Source organism: Arthrobacter sp. AFG20 (genome assembly GCF_002892795.1).
Lineage (GTDB): Bacteria > Actinomycetota > Actinomycetes > Actinomycetales > Micrococcaceae > Arthrobacter.
The window spans coordinates 186,117-202,242 of the sequence record NZ_PJMC01000008.1; the positions used below are offsets into that span (position 1 = coordinate 186,117).

General features: G+C 66.8%; 12 protein-coding genes, 1 tRNA gene and 1 other RNA gene. 9 read left to right on the top strand and 5 right to left on the bottom strand.

What is annotated here, in order from left to right; genetic code table 11:
- Positions 1–65: 65 nt before the first annotated feature.
- A tRNA-Ser gene (locus tag CXZ05_RS11735) sits at positions 66–153 on the bottom strand.
- Positions 154–229: 76 nt separating this feature from the next.
- On the opposite strand from CXZ05_RS11735, the gene CXZ05_RS11740 reads away from it, so the two are divergent.
- The 5 genes from CXZ05_RS11740 (at position 230) to CXZ05_RS11760 (ending at position 6,525) form a co-directional block, all read left to right on the top strand.
- Positions 230–553, top strand: a complete 324-nt coding sequence (locus CXZ05_RS11740; protein ID WP_102972769.1) for a hypothetical protein — start codon at positions 230–232, stop codon at positions 551–553.
- Positions 554–625: 72 nt separating this feature from the next.
- An RNA gene (gene ffs, locus CXZ05_RS11745) (signal recognition particle sRNA small type) lies at positions 626–722 on the top strand.
- A gap of 32 nt (positions 723–754) precedes the next feature.
- Positions 755–4,321 carry a DNA polymerase III subunit gamma and tau gene (locus CXZ05_RS11750; RefSeq protein WP_102972770.1) on the top strand — a complete coding sequence of 1,189 codons (3,567 nt, stop codon included), beginning with the start codon at positions 755–757 and terminating at the stop codon, positions 4,319–4,321.
- Positions 4,322–4,452: 131 nt separating this feature from the next.
- Positions 4,453–5,052, top strand: a complete 600-nt coding sequence (gene recR / locus CXZ05_RS11755) for a recombination mediator RecR (RefSeq protein WP_102972771.1) — start codon at positions 4,453–4,455, stop codon at positions 5,050–5,052.
- Between the two features lie 114 nt (positions 5,053–5,166).
- Positions 5,167–6,525, top strand: coding sequence for an aspartate kinase (locus CXZ05_RS11760; RefSeq protein ID WP_102972772.1), 1,359 nt, complete (start codon positions 5,167–5,169; stop codon positions 6,523–6,525).
- A gap of 88 nt (positions 6,526–6,613) precedes the next feature.
- On the opposite strand, the gene CXZ05_RS11765 is transcribed toward CXZ05_RS11760, so the two are convergent.
- Complete coding sequence (locus tag CXZ05_RS11765; protein WP_258006550.1) at positions 6,614–6,799, bottom strand: hypothetical protein; 186 nt, start codon at positions 6,797–6,799, stop codon at positions 6,614–6,616.
- Between the two features lie 158 nt (positions 6,800–6,957).
- Positions 6,958–7,152 carry a hypothetical protein gene (locus tag CXZ05_RS11770; protein WP_194718022.1) on the bottom strand — a complete coding sequence of 65 codons (195 nt, stop codon included), beginning with the start codon at positions 7,150–7,152 and terminating at the stop codon, positions 6,958–6,960.
- Between the two features lie 162 nt (positions 7,153–7,314).
- Between CXZ05_RS11770 and CXZ05_RS11775 the strand changes: the two genes are divergently transcribed.
- Positions 7,315–7,764: a MarR family winged helix-turn-helix transcriptional regulator gene (locus tag CXZ05_RS11775; RefSeq protein WP_102972773.1), complete on the top strand. Its 450-nt coding sequence runs from the start codon at positions 7,315–7,317 to the stop codon at positions 7,762–7,764.
- A gap of 91 nt (positions 7,765–7,855) precedes the next feature.
- On the opposite strand, the gene CXZ05_RS11780 is transcribed toward CXZ05_RS11775, so the two are convergent.
- Positions 7,856–10,300 carry a S8 family serine peptidase gene (locus CXZ05_RS11780; RefSeq protein WP_102972774.1) on the bottom strand — a complete coding sequence of 815 codons (2,445 nt, stop codon included), beginning with the start codon at positions 10,298–10,300 and terminating at the stop codon, positions 7,856–7,858.
- Between the two features lie 241 nt (positions 10,301–10,541).
- On the opposite strand from CXZ05_RS11780, the gene CXZ05_RS11785 reads away from it, so the two are divergent.
- The 3 genes from CXZ05_RS11785 to CXZ05_RS11795 are packed head-to-tail and all read left to right on the top strand — an operon-like array spanning position 10,542 to position 12,542.
- Positions 10,542–11,180, top strand: a complete 639-nt coding sequence (locus tag CXZ05_RS11785) for an SSI family serine proteinase inhibitor (protein ID WP_102972775.1) — start codon at positions 10,542–10,544, stop codon at positions 11,178–11,180.
- 4 nt (positions 11,181–11,184) lie between these two features.
- Positions 11,185–12,141 (top strand): 3-methyladenine DNA glycosylase, encoded by a 957-nt coding sequence (locus CXZ05_RS11790; RefSeq protein ID WP_374754652.1) that lies wholly within the window; start codon positions 11,185–11,187, stop codon positions 12,139–12,141.
- The gene (locus CXZ05_RS11795; protein ID WP_102972776.1) at positions 12,138–12,542 is read left to right on the top strand and encodes a serine protease inhibitor; all 405 of its coding nucleotides are present in this window, start codon (positions 12,138–12,140) and stop codon (positions 12,540–12,542) included. The genes CXZ05_RS11790 and CXZ05_RS11795 overlap by 4 nt, the downstream gene beginning before the upstream one ends.
- Positions 12,543–12,756: 214 nt before the next feature.
- Here the strand turns inward: CXZ05_RS11795 and CXZ05_RS11800 are convergent, their stop codons facing one another.
- Positions 12,757–15,837 carry a S8 family serine peptidase gene (locus tag CXZ05_RS11800; protein ID WP_374754653.1) on the bottom strand — a complete coding sequence of 1,027 codons (3,081 nt, stop codon included), beginning with the start codon at positions 15,835–15,837 and terminating at the stop codon, positions 12,757–12,759.
- Positions 15,838–16,126: the final 289 nt, after the last annotated feature.

Here is a 16,126-nt window from a genome sequence, read left to right on the forward strand (position 1 = left end):
TCTCCCTCGTATCCGGGGCTGGAAGCAGAAAAACCCGGTCCTGACTTCAGGACCGGGCTTTCCATTGGCGGAGAATGGGGGATTTGAACCCCCGAGGGCGTTAACCCAACACGCGTTCCAGGCGTGCGCCATAGGCCGCTAGGCGAATTCTCCAGCTGCTCTTGAACCAAAAGCAGATACTAGAATACCTGAACTTTCCGGCATCTCCCAATCGGCCGAAAATGGAGCCATGTCCCAGCTGCATGCACTCGTGATTTACGTTTCCGATTCCCATGCCGAGGCGGTGCTCACCGCCATCGGAGACGCCGGCGCCGGCCGGCTGGGCGATTATTCGCACTGCTCCTTCACATCGCCCGGTACGGGACGCTTTACCCCTTTGCCCGGAGCCCGGCCCTACATCGGCATCGTGGGCGCGCCGGAAGCAGTTTCCGAGACCCGGGTCGAGTGCATCGTGGAGGATGACGTGCTCGACGCCGTCGTGCAGGGATTGCGGCGGGCCCACCCCTACGAGGAGCCGGCGTTCATGAGCTGGCCGGTGAACGGGCACCGATAAGACCACGGCGGTGCCCACCCCTGCCCCATCGGAGCCGATTCGGGCCACGCCGAAAGTTCGGGTAAAGTATCTGACGGCCCCTCATGTGGCGTCATCCTGTTGAACTCCCCCAGGACCGGAAGGTAGCAAGGGTAGATGGGCTCTGGCGGGTGCATGAGGGGTCTCTTATTTAATGTCAGTCCCTATAGGTAGGTTTTCCCTGTGACTGTTACGACTGCCCTTTACCGCAGATACCGCCCGGACTCGTTCACGGACGTTATCGGGCAGGAACATGTCACCGAGCCGCTGATGACTGCCCTGCGCAAGAACCGCGTGAACCACGCCTACCTTTTCTCAGGCCCGCGCGGCTGCGGCAAGACCACGTCTGCGCGGATCCTGGCCCGCTGCCTCAACTGTGCGAAGGGCCCCACGGACACCCCGTGCGGTGTCTGCCCCAGCTGCGTCGAACTTGCCCGCGGCGGAGCCGGCTCCCTCGACGTCATCGAGATCGACGCCGCCAGCCACGGCGGCGTGGATGACGCCCGCGACCTCCGCGAACGAGCCACCTATGCGCCAGTGCGGGACCGCTACAAGATCTTCATCATTGACGAGGCGCACATGGTCACCTCGGCGGGCTTCAACGCCCTGCTGAAGATCGTCGAAGAGCCGCCGGAACACATCAAGTTCATCTTCGCCACCACCGAGCCGGACAAGGTGATCGGGACCATCCGCTCGCGCACGCACCACTACCCGTTCCGGCTGGTGCCTCCGGAGCCGCTGATGGCGTACCTCGAGCAGCTCTGCCACCAGGAAAACGTCCCGGTAGCTCCCGGAGTGCTGTCGCTGGTGATCCGCGCGGGCGCGGGATCCGTGCGGGATTCGCTGTCCGTGCTGGACCAGCTCATGGCGGGCGCCGGACCCAACGGCCTCGATTACGAGCTCGCGGTGGCACTTCTCGGTTACACGCACGCCTCGCTTCTGGACGACGTCGTCGAAGCAATCGCCGCTTCCGATGCCGCCACGGTCTTCCGCGCCGTGGACCGCGTGGTTCAGACGGGCCACGACCCCCGCCGCTTCGTGGAGGACCTCCTGGAGCGCTTCCGCGACCTCATCATCGTGCAGGCCATGCCGGAAAGCGCCCAGGCCATCCTCCGTGGCATGCCAGCGGACCAGATCGCCAGGATGCAGAGCCAGGCACACAATCTCGGTGCGGCTGAGCTGTCTCGCGCGGCCGATGTCACCAACACTGCGCTGACGGAGATGACGGGTGCCACGTCGCCGCGCCTGCACCTGGAACTGCTTTGCGCCCGCATCCTGCTGCCCAGTTCCGAGCAGACCGAACGCGGCATCGCCGCTAGGATCGACCGCGTGGAGCGGCGCCTGAATTACGCGGGGCCCGACGCCGGTGCTCCCGCCGCCGCTGCGGCTCCGGTTGCGCCGGTTGCGGCTTCTCCGGTGGCACCGTCTGCGCCTGTTCCATCTGCCGCTCCTGCGCAGAACGCTCCGGCCTCCCCTGCTCCGGCAGCTTCGGCGTCAGTTCCCGCCGCTCCGGCCGAGGCAGCTCCTGCGTCCAGCGCGCCGCAGGTGGGCGCGCCCGGCATTCAGGCCGCGCCCGGGGCCCAGAACGCACCCACACGGGAAGCCCTGGCCGCACCGCGCATCACCACTGGCGACTGGCCCACGGATGTCGCCGCCGCACGCGACCGCCGCCCCGCCGCGGACTCGCACGACGGGCAGGGACGGGAGTCCGCCGCCAAGGGCCCCGCTGCTTCACAGACCCCGCAGTCCGCCCCGCGGCCTGAACAAGCTCAGCGCCACGAGACCCCGCGCCAACAGACCCAGGGCCCCGAGCCGGTTGCCGCACACGCGGGCGCGTCGGCTCCCGCTCCGCAGTCCCACACCCAGCCCTCTTCCAGCGCAGCCTCTGCCGGTGCAGCTCCCGCCGGGGCGCATGCCGACGTCGAGGTGCTGCGCCGCGCCTGGCCCGAGGTCCTGCAGACGCTGACAAAAATCAAGCGGAGCACGTGGGCGCTCGTGGAGCCCAACGCCCAGGTTGGCCAGTTCGACGGCCAGGTCCTGACGCTCGTCTTCAGTACTTCCGGGCTGGCCGGTGCGTTCGGCCGGGCAGACCACTCCGAGAATCTGCGCCAGGCCATCCACAAGACGATCGGCATCGACTGCCAGATCACCGCGGTGGCAGGCGCCGGCAGCTCAGCGAGCTCTGAACCAAACCCAAAAGCACCTACTAGCCGGGACGTTCCGGCTACCACCACCGACGCTGATTGGGGCCTGGCCCCTGTCCCAGGTGGCTCCGGAGAACCGGAGCCACCCCCTGCCCGCCCTGCGGCAACTGGCTCGGCTCCGGCGTCGCCGGGTTCGTCCACCGTACCCGCGGCCGGGCATGCCCCTGCGTCTTCGCCGGAGGCCTCTGCGGTGTCCGCGCCGCAGTGGTCAGGACCGACCATCACGGCGTCCCGGCCGGACACCGCCGCCCCCGCCGGCGCCGGAAGCGCTACTGGCGCATCCAGCACTCCTGCACCATCGGCGCCCACCGCCCGCGCCGACGCCGGCAGCGCTGCGGGAGCATCCGGCAATGAACCGTCCGCACTCTCCCAGCAGCCTGCCACGCAGCCCGTTGCCACACAGCCACCCGCCGAGTCCGTTGCCGCCCAGCAAGAGGCGGCACACGGACATCAGCAGCAGGCAGGCGACTACTCCTATCCCGATGACGACTGGGGCCCTCCACTCGACGAGGATGCACCTCCGCTGGACGAAGAGCCTCCCATGGACTGGGAGCCGTCGCGCCAGTGGCAGGGCAGCCCCGCGCCATCGTCGGCGCCGGAGATAAAGGCACCGGCGGTAAAACAGCCTGCCGAGTCCGCACCCCCGGCTGCGCAAACCCGCGCAAGAACTGCTGCCCCAGCGGAGGCGGAGCGCCAGCCTGCGCCAAACACCCCGGCTGATCCGTGGTCCCGTGCTGTCGAGCAGACACCTGGCGTATGGGCGCTCGGTTCCGAAAGCAACGTGGGCAAAAACCCGGCCGCGCCTGACGTCGACCGCGACGAGGAGTCCACCGGCTCCGCTGCACCGGTCTACCCGCCCGCCGCAGCCCAGCTGCCGCACGCCGGCGGGGACGCCGCGGGAGGCCAGCTGTCCAGCACCCCGGGCGGGAGCGCCTCAGGTGAAGGCGCCCCGGGTGTGAGCCGGCCGGGGGCAAGCGGCCCAGCTGAGATCGCGGCTGCTGAGCGCGCGCCGGAAACGGTTGAGCGCGGTGGCCCGGAGTTCGAGCCTGCCTACGCCATGGCATCCGCCCCGGCGCCTGCCGGCCACGAGTACGGAGCTCCCACCCCGAACCAGGGGGTCCGCGCGCCCGCCGTCGCCGCTGCGACCGACGCCGCCCCGGTCCGCGTTCCCGTATTCGCCTCCGGCCCAGCAGCGCAGGCAGGGCCCGCAGCGCAGGCAGGACCAGCGGTCCAGGCCGGCCCCTCGGTTGCCGCTGCCCGCACCGTTGCACCGGCGCCGGAGCCTGCAACCGAGATTCCCGCAAGGGGCAAGCTGAGCCTCTACCAAAGGCTCTCCAACAGCCCGGAGGCCGAGGCCGGTCGGGCCAAGGCGCCGGCGCGGAGCACCGAGGAACCGGCACCGTACGTGCAGGACATCCCCAGCGCGGATGACGAAACCATCGAGGAGTCGGGCGTCTTTGGCCGTGCCGCCGTCGAGCGTATTCTGGGCGGGAAGCTCATCGAAGAACGGTCGCTGGACGGCAGCCCCCTGGTGCCCCGGTACTAGGCCGCGGCACCCGGCCCTGAAGGAGCTCCCGCCCGAAGCGAGGACCCAAGGGCCGGGCCGATCGCCCTGTGACGTACCGGTGCCCCGCCTGGCGGCACCGGCCACCTTTCAACCAAGCAATCGAGGAAACAGTGTACGAGGGTGCAGTTCAGGAGCTGATCGACGAGCTCGGACGTCTACCCGGTGTGGGACCGAAGTCGGCGCAGCGCCTGGCGTTCCACATCCTGGAGGCAGACCCGCAGGACATGAAGCGGCTGGTGGAGGCCATCACCACCGTCAAGGAACGGGTCAAGTTCTGTGCCGCCTGCGGCAACGTGACCGAGCAGGAACTGTGCAACATTTGCCGCGACCCGAGGCGCGACCCCTCCATTATCTGCGTCGTGGAGGAGTCCAAGGACGTGCTGGCCGTGGAGCGCACCCGCTCATTCCGGGGCCGCTACCACGTGCTCGGCGGTGCCATAAACCCGATTGCGGGCGTCGGCCCGGAGCAGCTCCGGATCCGCGAACTCCTCAGCCGGCTCAGCGATGGCGCCGTCCAGGAGATCATTATTGCCACCGACCCGAACCTGGAGGGCGAGGCCACGGCCACCTACCTGGCGCGCATGCTGCAGTCCATCGGGATCGCAGTAACGCGGCTCGCTTCCGGGCTGCCGGTAGGCGGCGACCTCGAGTACGCCGACGAAGTCACCCTGGGCAGGGCCTTCGAGGGCCGCCGGAACGCCCTCAGCTGACCGCAACGGTCACAATTCCACAGCGGGCGGGCCGCGGCGATAAACTGGGTATGCCGCCGTGCCGTAAGGCCGCCTGGCCTCCAGAACTCCAATTGATCCAGTGAGGGTGCACGCATGAGTATGCCCAGTACCGATGTGAAAACCGAACCGCGGCCGCAGGAGCTGCCCGCAGATACTGCTGCCACCACGCAGCTCATTGTGCAGAAGTTCGGCGGCTCGTCGGTGGCTGACGCTGACGGCATCAAGCGCGTAGCCAGGCGCGTGGTCGACGCCCAGAAGGCCGGCAACGAAGTCGTCGTCGTCGTCTCCGCGATGGGTGACACCACCGACGAACTCCTTGACCTTGCCGCCCAGGTCACCGACTCAGCCCCGGCCCGGGAGATGGACATGCTCCTCTCCGCCGGTGAGCGCATCTCCATGGCCCTGCTGGCCATGGCCATCAACAAGTTCGGCGCGTCCGCGCAGTCCTTTACGGGTTCGCAGGCCGGCATGATCACGGACGGGATCCACGGCAAGGCCCGGATCATCGACGTCGACCCGCACCGCATCCGCACCGCCCTGGACAAGGGGCACATTGCCATCGTCGCCGGGTTCCAGGGCATGAGCCGCTCCACGAACGAGATCACCACCCTCGGCCGCGGCGGTTCGGACACGACGGCGGTGGCCCTCGCCGCCGCCCTCGAGGCAGACGTTTGCGAGATCTACACGGACGTTGACGGCATCTACACGGCGGACCCCCGCGTCGTTCCGTCAGCCCAGAAGATCGACCGCATCTCCAGCGAGGAGATGCTGGAACTGGCCGCATCCGGGGCCAAGATCCTCCACCTCCGGTGCGTCGAATACGCCCGGCGGTTCGGCGTGCCGCTGCATGTCCGTTCCTCATTCAGCCAGAACGAAGGCACCTGGGTCCTGCCCGGCGCCGATGACAAGATCACGACTCAAGAGGGAGTTGCCTTGGAGCAGCCAATCATCTCCGGTGTTGCACACGACCGCTCGGAAGCAAAGGTCACAGTCGTAGGTGTTCCGGACATCCCCGGCAAGGCAGCCGCGATCTTCCAGGTCATCGCGGACGCGCACTCGAACATCGACATGATCGTGCAGAACGTCTCCACGCACGGCACCGGCAGGACGGACATCTCCTTCACGCTGCCCATCGTCGAGGGCGCCGACGCCCTCGCCGCCCTCCGGGCTGCGCAGGCCGAGATCGGATTCGAAAGCATCGAGTACAACGAGCAGATCGGCAAGCTGTCGCTGATCGGCGCCGGCATGCGCTCCCACCCGGGCGTTTCGGCCACGTTCTTCAAGGCCCTGTCCGCAGCGGGTATCAACATCAACATGATCTCCACCTCGGAAATCCGCATTTCCGTGGTGACCCATGCTGACCTGCTCGATGACGCCGTCCGCGCCATCCATAAGGCATTCGATCTGGACAGCGAAGCTGTTGCCACCGTCTACGGGGGCACCGGCCGCTAAAGGTCCCGGTCAGGCACTGCCCAGTCCGGGCAGACAGAAGCCCGGTGCGCTCACGCGCACCGGGCTTCTTCACTTCTTAAAGGCGTTGTCACTTGTCCAGGCCGCCCTTGCGGACAGCATAGTGGTGCCCCTCCGAGTCTGTCTCGACTTCGAACTGGGCCAGATCGTTTTCGGAAGCATGCTCATAATCGTCATGCAGGTGAACCACCGGCGTTGCTGCGTCGCCGACGGCGGCAGGGCCGAATACGAACCGGAGCCTGTCTGTCAGGTTCATAAAGCCACTGAGCACGTGTGCCACAAGTCCCACCCCCTTCCCTGCTTGAAGGCGGAGAGCGTCTGCCCTTCGACTGCCAGTGCCCTTATTTTACGCCGGGACCCCGAAAAAGGATCCCGGCAGGTACAGCCCGGCCGCTGGGACCGGCCCGGCGGCGGCTAACGCAGGGACTTGTCATCGGGGTTGCGGGGCACCACATAAGTACTGCCGTCCGGTCGCCGGACCGTTTCCCACTGCTGCGTCTCGGCCTCACGCTGGGCGAGCAGTTTGCGGTTTTCCTCGGTCATGTCGTGAACCAGCGAACTCCTGTTGGCGGGGCCAAAAACCGCCCTGAGCTTGCCGGTTGCCCGCATGAACCGCTGCGCGCCGTTCTCTTTTGCCACGGTGTCCACTCCATTCCACGACTACTGCCAGAATCAAGGATACACTAATGATTAGTGCACTAACGATCGAAAGGGATGCTCATCGCTACCCGCCCGAAACCCCCGGCCCCTGGTACTGCCGGAACAGCCGCAATGCCTGCTTCCGAGCAGGACGACCTCCATCTGGAACGGCAGCTCTGCTTCGCCCTGACCGTCGCCTCGCGCAGCGTCGTGGGCGCCTACAAGCCCGTGCTGGACAAGCTGGGGCTCACCCATCCCCAGTACTTGGTCATGCTGTGCCTTTGGGAGTCCAGCCCCCGCTCGGTCCGCGATATCAGCCAGGCCCTCCTGCACGAGCCCGCAACCATATCGCCTCTTCTGCGGCGCCTGGAAGCGGCCGGCCTCATCACGCGCAGGCGTGTGGAGGGGAACGAGCGTGCCCTGGCAGTGGACCTGACTCCGCAAGGAGCGGCCCTCCGCCAGCAGGCCACGGCAGTTCCGGGGACCATCATGACCAAGCTGGGCCTCAGCCGGGACCAGGTGGAGAGCTTGCATAGCTCCATGATGGACCTGATTGCCGCCACAGGCTCCGCCCATGGCTGACTTCCCTTTGCTTTTTAACCGGTCCAGGCACGACGCCGGGACTCACCACCAGCGGTGAGTCCCGGCGTCGTCCGTCCTGGGATCAGAGGCACTATGGCACCGGGCGCACCGCCACCGGTGAGCGGACGGTGTTGTCACCCGACGTCCACGTCAGGGATCCGGTGGAGTACGCGTTCAGCGGAGCCCCTGCGGTAGTGAACGTGATGGTGAACGTGGCGCTTTCACCCTCGGCCAGCGTCACTTCTGCCGGGCTGACAGTGGCCGTGATTCCGGGAAGGGCGATCGCGGCCCGGTAGGTACCTGCTGTCACCGCCGTGACCCGCCGCGTGACGGTCTGGCTGCCGGACATGGCGCCCAGTGCCACCGAGGGAAGGTTGACGTCCTTGGCTGCGATGGGGGCGACGCCAAGGTTGATTCCCTGCCCCTGGAGGAAGCCCATCCAGTCAGTGATGCCGGCGTCGTAAACGAGCCCCGGCGAGTCGAACCGGGCCGGATCAACATGGCCGGCGCCCTGGGCAAAGACGTCATGCACGCCGGTGCCGGCCGCGTTGACCAGATCGTAGGCCGTGGTCATGATGGCGGATTTCACGGCCGCCGGGGACCATTTCGGGTTCTTCGCCAGCAGCAGCGCACCCGAGCCAGCGATGTGCGGCGACGCCATGGACGTGCCGGACAGGAAACCGAAGTTCTCGCCCTTAAAGCCGACCGGTGAGACAGCGGCCAGCACTGCCACACCCGGAGCCGTCACGTCAGGCTTGAGCAGGTCCCCGTTGGCTGCCAGGGTGGGCCCGCGTGAGGAGAATCCGGCAATCTGCGGCACGGGAGGAGGTTCTGCCCCCGTGGTGTCGGTCGCCTTCAGGCTTGCCGTGATGCCCGGGTTCGCCGCCACCAGGTCCTTGACCTTCGGGTCGCCCACATGCACCGTGGGCACGCTGTGCAGATCGGCGTCGAGCGAGCTGGGCGTCAGGTTGACCAGGACCATGCCCACGCCGCCGGCGCGCTTGACTTCGGCGCTCTTGTCAACGCGTGCCACAACGCCGCGGTCGCAGACCACGATCTTGTCTGCGGTTTTGGCCGGGTCCAGGGAGTTCGGCGCGCACAGCGCCGCATCGGTAGCCAGGGCGGCGGCCGCCTTCACGTCCACGGCCAGAACGATCGGCTTGGAGTTCACCTCGCTGCCCATAACGCTTGCACCGGCAAACTTGCTTCCGTCCGACAGTTCAGCGGTTCCGCGAAGCGTGTTGTCGAACGTCGAGGCGGCCACGCTGGTGATCCAGGGTCCGGCATGGTTGACGGTCGAGGCCGTCGGGCCGGAATTGCCGGCGGAGGCGGCAACAAAGATCCCTGCGGCCGCGGCGTTCAGGAAGGCGAGCGAAACGGCGTCGACAGTGGAGTTGTTGTTTCCCGAGATGGAGAAGTTCAACACGTCCACACCGTCGAGGACGGCATCCTGGATGGCGTTAAGAATGTCCGACTCGACGCACCCGGTAGCCTCCGGAATGGAGCCTTCCCAGCAGACCTTGTAGACGGCGATTTTGGCCGCTGGCGCAACGCCTGAGCTCTTGCCAAAGCCCCGGCCGCCTGCTGTCTGGGTGACGTCACTGTTTCCGGCTGCGGTGCTGCCCGTGTGGGATCCGTGGCCGTTAACGTCCAGCGGCGAGAACTTCTCGTTCGGGGACCGGAATTCCGGCGGGACCGCCGCCTTGTAGGCCTTGTCGTAGAACCTGGCGCCGATGACCTTGCTGTTGCATTCCGTGCCGTCGAAACCGTCGCCGGCCACGCAGTCACCCACGAACGTTCCGCCGTTGGCCTTGCGCATCGCGATCACGTTGCCCTGGAGGTGGTACGGCACGCCCACGTCCGGGGTGCCGGAGAGCGGATCGACAGTGTCGCCGGCGAAGAACGGGTTGTCGGGCGTGTAGCCGGTGTCCACCACGCCCACAACGACGCCCTTGCCCGCCTTATCCGTGCCACCGAACTGCTGGTCCCACACGCCGTCGCCGCCCGGAAGCCCAAGGAAGTCGGTGCTCGAGTAGTCCGGCTTGCGCATGCTGTCCGGGACCACGGCCAGCACGCTGGTGTCACCGGCGAGCGCCTTGGCCTGCGCCGCGGAGAGTACAGCGCTGAAGCCGTTGAGGGCGAGGGTGAAGCTTCTGTTGATGGTCACGCCCTTGGATGCTGCCGCCCGCCGCTGCTTGGCCCTGAGGTGAGTATCGTATTTGCGGGAGTTGGGTCCGGAGGGGTTCAGCTTCTTACCCTTCGGCACCGCCGTACCCGGGATGCCCGGGACGCCGCCGGAGTAGGTGGCCAGCGGCTTGTCCTTGAGCATCACGATGTAGTGGCCGTCATTAAGCGGGGATGCCGCCGGCTGGGCAGCGGTTGGCAGGAGAGCGGCCCGCTGCGCCGATGCAGGTGCGGGAGCCGCCGCCGTTGGTCCGGCGAGGCCCTGGCCGATGACCATGGCAAGGGCTACGGCGAGGATGGCCGGCAGCCTGCTGCCGTGTCCGGGGCGGGTAGGGGATTGCTGAGGGATCATGGGGGATGCCTTCCTTGGTTCAGGACCTGTAGACCTTCGGTCCCACGAACTGGACGCTCTGCCCCCCATGGGCGTCATCACTATTTGGTTATGCCGCGCACCCGTTGATGTCAGAAAGATACCGCGGACGCCCCCAAGAATCGATACCCTTCCGTTAGCAATTGCCGGGTACCGTTATCCGGCTGTACCGGACGGCCCGGGGCCGCGACGGTAGAATGGGAAAAACGTGAGGAGACCCGGCATGCGCAAGCAACTGATTTCTGTGCTGCTCGCCCTCGCAGCCACGGGCGGTCTCGCGGCCTGCACCCCGGACACCGGAACCGGCCAGCCTTCGGCCACCCCCGGGACCGCTACCGGCTCGCCGCGGACCTCATCGCCCGGGACTTCATCACCGGGCACCGAGACTCCGGGCACTGAGACCCCCGGCACTGGCACTCCCAGTACCGCGGCGCCAGGCTCCACACCACCCGACGCCGAAACGACGGTTCCGGCGCCCGCACCCCCTGCCGCTTCTCCCCTGCCGTCCGGGCCCGGCGCCGGCGATGCCGAACTGTCCATCACGGTAAAGGCGTCGAAGGACGGCAAGGCCGCCAATTACACGCTGGTCTGCAAGGGCGGCGCTGCGATGGCAGAAAGCCAGCACCCCAAAGCCGCTGCAGCCTGCGCATCACTGAAGGACAACGCAGCCATCGTGAACCCGGCCGCGCCGCCCAAGGGTATCTCCTGCACCCAGCAGTATGGGGGGCCGCAGGTGGCCACCGTGACTGGCGAAGTCAATGGCACTCCCGTGGAGACCTCCTTCGCCCTGCGCGACGGCTGCCAGATCGGAGCCTGGAACGCCGCCAAGGACATCCTCGGTGCTGCAGGCGGGGCTCTCTAGCACCGTGGCAGGCACTGCATTGACGATCCCCGCCGCCCAGGTCCTCTCCCCCGCCGACTGGAGTGGACGGGAAGCCGCTCACGTGCGCCGGGTGCGCCGTTATGCCGATCCCTACCTTGCCCGCCGCTCCGCGGGGCGGAAGCATCCCGTGGAGGACTTCCTCTTCACGTACTACACGCAAAAGCCCGGCCAGCTGCTGCGCTGGCATCCCGGCGACGGTGTGATCCTCTCCGGGACGGAGGCGGCTGCCCGCAAGGACTGGAAATACTACAAAGCGCTCGACGGCGGTGAGCTGGCCGGCGCGGGCCTCCCGCCCGGCAGCACCGCGGTGGCGTTCGACCGTCAGTCGTTCCTGGCCGAACGGAGCGAGGCCCTCCTGTTTGCCCGGACCATTCTGGCCGGAACAGCCGCGCGGCCGGCGCAGTTCGGCTGCTTCGGCCTGCACGAGTGGGCCATGGTCTACCGGCAGGAGAAGTTCGAGCTGCGCCACGAGTACCTCAAGCTGCGGCTGGGCGGCGCGGGCACGGACAAGGTGGTCGAGGACAACAGGATCCGGTGCTCGCACTTTGACGCGTTCCGGTTCTACACACCCGACGCCGTGCCTCTGAACGAGCTTTCCCCCAGCCGGGAGAACCAGCGGACCATGGAGCAGCCGGGATGCCTGCACGCCAACATGGACCTCTACAAGTGGGCGTACAAGCTCTCCCCTGCCCTGCCCAGCGAACTCGTCATGAACTGCTTCGAGCTGTCCTGGCGGGTGCGGGCCATGGACATGCAGGCCTCCCCCTATGACCTCACAGACTGGGGCTACCCGGCCATTCCGATTGAGACCCCCGACGGCAAGGCTGCTTACGTGGAGCAGCAGCGTGCCTTCTCGGCCGAAGCCCAGGAGCTGCGTGGCAGGCTGATGGCCGCCCTCGCGCCGCTCTTCGGCAGCCTCGGAACGGAGACCGAACAGTGAGTGATACACCTCCCTTCCCGGGTGCAGACCAGAACTTCGACCTACCTCCCGAGCCGGACCTTGAACTGTCCGTCGCCCTCACCCACGCCCCGGGCGGCCCGGAACACGTCTTTGTCCTGGTCAGCCGTTCCGGGCAACTGGTGGAATCAACCCTGCCGGATCCAGCGGCGGCAATTGCCGCCGTCGGACGTTTCGGTGAACGGATCTTTTTCCCCGAACCGGGCCCGCCCAGACTGTGCACCCAGCAGTACGGCGGCCCTCAGGTGGCCGTGGTCACCGGCACCTTCAACGGGCGCACTGTGAACTCCCGGTTTTCCATGACGGACGGCTGTGAAATTGCCCGTTGGCGGGCGCTATCCCCGCTGCTGGGCGGGGTGGCCGGGTCCACGGGCGCCGTCTGAACCCCTGCGCGACCTGAGCTGCCGTGCATCCCTGGCCGCGGCCCAGGAAGCGTTTTTGTGCAGGTATCGCGACTTGCGGGGCGTTTAGCGCCCATTATCTGGACAAAAACTCCAACGAAACGCACGGCGAAGGCCGGCGGGATCTTGGCATTTTGCGCCAGGCCCGCCGGCCTTCACTGTGGGGCCCCTTCAGGAGCCAGGTTCCGGGACCTTCCTAGATGGAGTTATCCGGTGACCGCGTCAGGTCCTGGTTCTGGACCTTCCCCCGTTCCTTCTTTTTCTTCGGATCTTCCGAAGCCGGTGCAACCACGACGGCGCCGCCCTCCGCCACGACGACGCTCACGAACGTCGGGGCGCTGGCCCCGTCGAAGGTGATCCGCCCGATGTAGGAGCCGGGTGCCAGGTTCTTCCAGGTGAGGGCGAGCTTCCCGCTGAGCCCGTTCGAAAGGCGGACCGGATCAGGAGTCACGGTGGCGTTGCCCTCATTTGCTCCCAGGACCGCAGCGTCCACCGAGGCCTTTGTTGCCTGTTGGTTGGGACTGTCGTAGAGATTCACGAACATCTTGTAGGTACCGGCAGCAGGGTTCGGAATCGAAACAGACTCACTCGCCGAGGCCGTGGCGACCACAATTGCCTGCCCGTCCGGCGTGACCACCACCATGTCGAAATCGGCGTTCTCATCCGCGGAGATCACGGACAGCTTGGCCAGGGGCACGCCGGCCGGAACTTCCACCGTCTTGACGAAGTTCGAGGCGTCGGCCTCGTACCGGAAGGGACCGGGCACGAGTTCGATGGCCGAGGAGTCTGCCTTCGACAGGCCGTCGAGCGTCACGTTGGTGGGCGAGTTCGAGCCCGAGACAATGCCGATGTTCCCTGAACCGTTGGCCCCTTGGGAGGTGAACGCAATGTTCTTGGGAGCAACCACCGACTGCGGCCGCACCGCGATCGGTGAGGTCACGGTCTTGTTGGCACCCCGCCACGTGAGTGAGCCCGAGGCGAACTCGCCCAGCTTGGCGCTCCGGTTTTCAAAGGCCACCTTGAACGTGCGCTTCTCGCCTGCCGCGCTGAAGGACAGGACCGACGGCGTCACCGTCACCTTCACTCCGGGCACGCTGGCCTTTGCGCTGTACACACCCGGTGTCAGGGCGGTCACCGTCCGGGTGACCTCGATCCTGCCGGCCAGGTTTCCTAGCGAGAAGGACGGGACGTTCATGTCGCGTGGCCGCGTGCTGCCGAGCCCTGGCATGCCAAGGTCCATGCCGGTTCCCTGGATGAACCGCAGGTAATCGTCGGTGGTGGCGTCGTACACGAGGCCCGGATCCAGGACGCGGGCGGGATCCACCTGCCCTGCGCCGGTGGCGAGGACGTCAGTGTTCTTGCTGCCGTCTGCGAGCTTGACGTCGCTGGCGGTGGTCATCATGGCCGATTTCACGGCGGCCGGGGACCAGGTGGGGTTCTTGCCCAGGATGAGGGCACCGAAACCGGCCACGTGGGGCGCCGCCATGGAGGTGCCGGACATGAACCCGAATTCGTCGCCGCCGGCACCGATCGGAGAAACGCCGGCCAGGACAGCGACGCCAGGTGCGGCGACGTCGGGCTTCAGCAGGTCAGAGTCGGTGGCGAGGAGCGGTCCGCGGGAGGAGAAGCCGGCGATCTGCGGCTGCGCCTCTGCAGGCAGTCCCGTGGTGTCCTTGTTGACCAGGGAGACCGTGATGGCCGGGTTCGCCGCCACCTTGGCCTTGATGGTTTCGGTGGCAGGCGGATTCACGTGCACGGTGGGGACGGAGTGCTTGTCGGCGTCGAGCGATGATGCGGCCAGGTTCACGAGGATCATGCCGGCCCCGCCGCCTCGCGCAACCTCGGCGCTCTTGGCCACCCGGTCATAGACGCCCCGGTCGCAGACTACCACCTTGCCGGCGATCTTGGCCGGATCGAGGGAGCCGGGGGCACACAGGGCAGGGTCGGCGGACTGTCCGGATGCTGCATTCGCGGCCAGCACAACGCCTGCGCCGGCAACTTCACGGTTCATAATGCTGGCGCCGCGGAACTTGCTGCCGTCGGAGAACTCCACGGTGCCCTGCAGCTCCTGGGAGAAGCTGCTGGCCGCAACGGTGGTAACCCACGGCTCGCCGTGGTTCACGGTGCTGGCTTCGGGGCCGGAGTTGCCCGCGGAGGTGGCCACGAAGATGCCGGCGGAGGCTGCGGACAGGAATGCCATGGACACCGGGTCCGTGGTGGTGGAGGTGGTGCCCGAGATCGAGTAGTTAAGGACGTCCACGCCGTCGAGTACGGCCTGGTTGATGGCGTCGACAGCGGCCGAGGTGTAGCAGCCGCCGGTGTTGGGATCGTCGTCCTCCCAGCAGATCTTGTAGGTGGAAAGCTTGGCGGCGGGTGCGATGCCGCCGGTCAGGCCGAAGCTGCGACCGTCGACGAACGCTTCCACGTCGGCGTTGCCGGCCGCGGTGCTTGCCGTGTGGGTTCCGTGGCTTCCCACATCCACCGGCGAAATCAGTTCCTCCGGCGCACGGTCCTGCTTGGCCACGGAATCCTCGAAGGCGTCGGAGAAGTACCTGGCACTGAGGACCTTGGAGTTGCAGGCCGTTCCGTTGAACTCTTCGCCCTTTTGGCACTCGCCCTCGAAGGTGCTGCCGTCTGCTTTCAGCATCGCGATGTTGCCGCCGGCGGTGCGGTAGGGAACGCCCACCTGCGGGTTGCCCTTGAGCTGTGCAACCTCAGTGCCGGCGAAGAACTGGCTGCCCGGCGTGTAGCCGGAGTCGATGACGCCCACCACAATGCCCTTGCCGGCGCCGGCCTTGCCGCCGAACTGCCTGTTCCACGTGCCATACGCTCCGCTGAGCTTGAGGAAGTCCGTAGTGGAGTAGTCCGGGGCCTGCTGGGTGTCGGGTGCCACCGCGAGGACCTCAGGGTTCTTGGCAAGGTTCACGGCCTGGTCGGCGGTAAGCCTGGCGGTGAAACCGTTGAGAGCTGCCGTGTATTTGCGGCGGATCTGCACGTTTTCCTTCTCAGCCAGCGCGGCCTGTTTCGCCTCCAGGTGGGCCTGGTACTTGCGTACCTCTGCCCGGTTGGCGTCGAGTTTGTGGCCGGACCGCGGCTTTGTGGCCTGCAGGCCCGGAGTGCCGCCCTCGTAGGTGGCGGCGGGCTTCTCGGTCAGGACCACAATATAGCGGCCGGCCGAGTAGTCGTTGGGGTCGACGTTCTTTTGCTGTGCGGCCGTAACCGCAACCTGCGACGGCGCTGCGGTTGCCGGCAGCGCGCCGACTGACGAAAGAAGCAAAGGCAAGCCGACAACCAGTGCCACTGCTTTCCCGGCCCCCCGGCTTCGGAATAAGCTTTTTCCTGCTGATTTCACGAGTGGTTGGAACCTTTCCTAAGGAACAGCCCCGGCTACATTGCCGGGCGCAGGCGGCAACGACACGTGAAGATGACAGGTCCTGTCGATCCCAGCAATCGTCGACCGATCCCCACAGTACCTACTGAGAGCCGTATATGACATAGGGCGCAATCCATGAATTTACTTTTTTGTCACCGCCCTTGACACGGGCATCAAAAAGTAGCGGCGGGCG